Here is a 3,861-nt window from a genome sequence, read left to right as displayed (position 1 = left end):
CTGCTCGTCCCAGGTCCAGGTGCTTTCCTGCACGCCCGGGAACACCACCCCGTCCTCGGCGTCGTCCGGCTTCTCCTTCGACCAGACATACCAGTCGCGGTAGGGCGAGTTGGGATCGCTGCGCGCGGCCTGGAACCAGGGGTGATCGATCGAGGTATGGTTGACCACGAGATCGACGATCACCCGCATCCCCCGGTGCCGCGCGGCCCTGGCGAAGTTGACGAAGTCGCCGAGCGTGCCGAGGCGCGGGTCGACCGTGTAGAAGTCGGTGATGTCGTAGCCGTTGTCACGGTTGGGTGTGGGATAGAAGGGGGTCAGCCAGATGCAGGTGACCCCCAGCGTTTCCAGGTAGTCCAGCCGCTCGATCAGGCCCACGAAGTCGCCGACGCCATCGCCGTTGCCGTCCTGGAACGTCTCGACGTCGACGCAGTAGAGGACGGCGTTCTTGTACCAGAGGTCGAGCAACCGGCTTCTCCTGTGGGGGGAACGTTCCGGAAGGAACGGCCCAGCCCCGCTCAGGGTGCCGTCGGCGGCTCGGCCACGGCGCGCGCCTGCCGGCGGCTCGCCAGCACGCCGCGTTTGGGCGCGAACAGGAAGGCCAGGATGAACTGGACGGTAAGCGCCAGGACGATGGTCGGTGCCGGCGCGCTGTCCAGCCGGAAGCTCACCAGCACGCCCAATAGCGCTGCACCGGTCGCCACCGCCACCGCGATCAGCAGCATCCGGCTAAACCGGTCGGTCAGCAGAAAGGCGATCGCCCCCGGTGCGATCAGGAGTGCGATCGCCAGGATCAGCCCCACCGCCTTCAGCGCCCCCACGATCGCCAGCGCCAGCAGCGCCAGCAGGCCGTAATGCAGCAGCCGCACCGGCAGGCCGATCGCCCGGGCATGGGTCGGATCGAAGCAGAAGAGCAGCAGGTCGCGGCCCTTGAGGCCCACCACCAGGACGGTCAGGAGGGTGATGGCCCCCGCCTGCCAGAGATCGGCCAGGTACACGCCCAGCAGGTCGCCGAACAGGATGTGCTCCAGGTGCACGTCCGATTCGATCTTGGTGTAGAGGACCAGGCCCAGCCCGAACATGCCGGAGAACACCACCCCCATGACGGTGTCCTCCTTCAGCCGGCTGTGCTCCTTGAGGTAGCCGGTCGCCACCGCACAGCCCATTCCGGCCACGAACGCGCCCAGGCCCAGCGGCAGGCCGACGATATAGGCGATCACGATGCCCGGCAGCACCGCATGGCTGATCGCATCCCCCATCAGCGACCAGCCCTTGAGCACCAGGAAGCAGGACAGAAGCGCGCTGGTGACCCCCACCAGCACGGCGGTCAGCATCGCCTGGCGCATGAAGTCGTAGGCGAACGGCTCGGTGAAGAAGGCGAAAAGGTCGGTCATGGCCGGGCTGCCAGGGCGGCCCGCGCCTGCCGCCAGGCCGCGAGCCGGCCATGCTTCGGTGCCAGCAGGAAAGCCAGGAGAAAGATCAGCGTCTGCAGGACGATGATGATCCCGCCGGTCGCCGCGTCGAGGAAATAGCTGAGATAGGCGCCGGAAAAGCTGGTCCCGGCCCCGATCAGGACGCTCAGCACGATCAGCCGGCCGAACCGGTCGGTCAGCAGATAGGCGGTGGCCCCAGGCGTCACCACCATGGCGATCACCAGGAACGCGCCCACCGTCTGCAGCGCCGCCACGGTCGAGGCGGCGAGCAGGGTGAAGAACAGGAGCTTCAGCCGGCCCGGATGGAGGCCCACCGAGCGGGCATGGTTCTCGTCGAAGAACACCACCATCAGGTCCCGCCATTTCACCGTCAGGACCAGCAGCGAGCCGCCGCCGATGATCGCGAGCTGGAGGATGTCGGCGGGTGCGATGCCCAGGATGTTGCCCAGCACGATGGTCTGCACGTCCACCGAGGTCGGCGACAGCGAGACCATGAACAGGCCCAGCCCGAAGAAGGAGGTGAAGGTCAGGCCGATCACCGCGTCCTCCTTCAGCCGGGTGCGCTCGCGCACGAACAGCATGGCGAGTGCCGCCAGCCCGCCGGAGAGGAAGGCGCCTAGCGAGAAGGGCAGGCCCAGCATGTAGGCCCCGGCCACGCCCGGCACGATCGCATGGGAGAGCGCGTCGCCCACCAGCGACCAGCCCTTGAGCATCAGATAGGCGGACAGGAACGCGCAGACCGCCCCCACGAGCGCGCTCACCCACATGGCGTTGACCATGTAGCCATAGCCGAACGGCTCCAGGAGCAGGCTCATCGCGGGGCCACCTCCTCCGCGTGGCAGGGCTGCTGGTCGGTGCCGTTCGCCCCATAGAGCACCACCGGCCGCTCGTCGTCGCTCAGCACCGTGACCTTGCGCGGGTCCGCATCCTGGTGCAGCGCCGCGCCGCCCAGCGTCAGGTGGCGGAGCTGGCCGCCGAACGCCGCGGCCAGATTGGTGCTGGTGAAGGTCGTCGCGGTGGGGCCCGCCGCCAGGACGGTGCGGCGCAGGATCGCGACCTGGTCGCAGAACTCCGGCACGCTGCCGAGATTGTGGGTCGAGACCAGCATCACCCGGCCTTCGGCGGCGAGCTCGCGCAACAGCGTGATGATCGCCTCCTCGGTGGTCACGTCCACGCCGGTGAACGGCTCGTCCAGCAGGATGACCCGGCCTTCCTGGGCAAGGGCGCGCGCCAGGAACACCCGCTTCTTCTGCCCGCCCGAAAGCTCGCCGATCTGGCGGCGGCGGAACCCGGTCATGCCGACCCGCTCCAGCGCCTCATCCACCTTGCGCCGGTCCTCCTTCGACGCGATCCGCAGGAAGCCCATATGGCCGTAGCGGCCCATGGTGACGACGTCCTCGACCAGGACCGGGAAGTTCCAGTCGACCTCCTCCGCCTGGGGGACGTAGGCCACGGTGTTGGCCTTGAGCGCCCGCCCGGCCGGCGCGCCGAACAGGCGGACGCTGCCGCGGGCCAGCGGCACGAAGCCCATGATCGCCTTGAACAGGGTCGACTTGCCGCTGCCGTTGACGCCGATCAGCGCGCAGATCGAGCCCGCCGGCACCTGGAAGCTGGCATCGTGCAGTGCGGTGAAGCCGTTGCGGTAGGTGACGGTGACGTCCTCGACGGCGATGGCGGGCGCCTCGATGCCAGGGGCCGCGGTCATCAGGAGGTGAACCCGGCGACGATGGTCTGGGTGGTGACGCGCAGCAGGTCCAGATAGGTCGGCACCGGCCCGTCCGCCTCGCTCAAGGAATCGACGTAGAGGACGCCGCCATAGGCGGCACCGGTTTCCTGCGCGACCTGGCGCGCCGGCTTGTCCGAGACCGTGCTCTCGCTGAACACGACCGGGATCCCGTGCTCGCGCACTTGGTCCACGACCTTGCGCACCTGCTGCGGCGTGCCCTGGGCATCCGCGTTGATCGGCCAGAGATAGAGTTCCTTCAGCCCGTAGTCGCGGGCCAGGTAGCTGAACGCCCCCTCGCTGGTGACCAGCCAGCGCCGCGCTTCCGGCACGCGCTCCAGCGCAGCCCGGGTCGCGGCATCCACGGCCCGGATGCGATCCGCATAGGCCGCCGCGTTGCTCGCATAGGTCTCGGCATTGACCGGGTCATGCTTGATCAGCGCGTTCTTGATGTTCTCCACATAGATCAGCGCGTTGGCCGGCGACATCCAGGCATGCGGGTTGGGCTTGCCGGTATAGGGCCCTTCGCCGATCGGCATCGGCTCGACGCCCTCGGACGCCACCACCGCCGGCACATACATCAGCCGCTCGAAGAAGCGCTCGAACCAGAGTTCGAGGTTGAGCCCGTTCCAGACCACCAGGTCGGCGTCGCGCGCCCGGACGATGTCGCGCGGGGTCGGCTGGTAGTTGTGGATCTCGGCGCCGGGC

Annotated in this window: 5 protein-coding genes; all 5 read right to left on the bottom strand. The window is 68.5% G+C overall.

Annotation, left to right across the window (positions count from 1 at the left end; all coding sequences use genetic code 11):
* The coding region (locus VNS22_RS08185) for an alpha-amylase family glycosyl hydrolase (RefSeq protein ID WP_325731408.1) at positions 1-465 on the bottom strand (465 nt) is incomplete at its 3' end.
* 50 nt (positions 466-515) lie between these two features.
* Positions 516-1,391: a metal ABC transporter permease gene (locus tag VNS22_RS08180; protein WP_325731406.1), complete on the bottom strand. Its 876-nt coding sequence runs from the start codon at positions 1,389-1,391 to the stop codon at positions 516-518.
* On the bottom strand, positions 1,388-2,245 hold the full coding sequence (locus tag VNS22_RS08175) for a metal ABC transporter permease (RefSeq protein WP_325731404.1): 858 nt from the start codon (positions 2,243-2,245) through the stop codon (positions 1,388-1,390). Before VNS22_RS08175 ends, VNS22_RS08180 begins: the two co-directional genes overlap by 4 nt.
* Positions 2,242-3,135 carry a manganese/iron ABC transporter ATP-binding protein gene (locus VNS22_RS08170; RefSeq protein ID WP_325731402.1) on the bottom strand — a complete coding sequence of 298 codons (894 nt, stop codon included), beginning with the start codon at positions 3,133-3,135 and terminating at the stop codon, positions 2,242-2,244. Before VNS22_RS08170 ends, VNS22_RS08175 begins: the two co-directional genes overlap by 4 nt.
* Positions 3,135-3,861: metal ABC transporter substrate-binding protein (locus VNS22_RS08165; RefSeq protein ID WP_325731400.1), on the bottom strand; the 727-nt coding region annotated here is incomplete at its 5' end. The genes VNS22_RS08170 and VNS22_RS08165, both read right to left, overlap by 1 nt.

The sequence above is a fragment of the Geminicoccus sp. genome (genome assembly GCF_035556675.1).
In the GTDB taxonomy this organism is placed as follows: Bacteria; Pseudomonadota; Alphaproteobacteria; order Geminicoccales; family Geminicoccaceae; genus Geminicoccus.
Note: the sequence above shows the minus strand (reverse complement) of the source record. Positions and strands in the feature narration are given on the sequence as shown.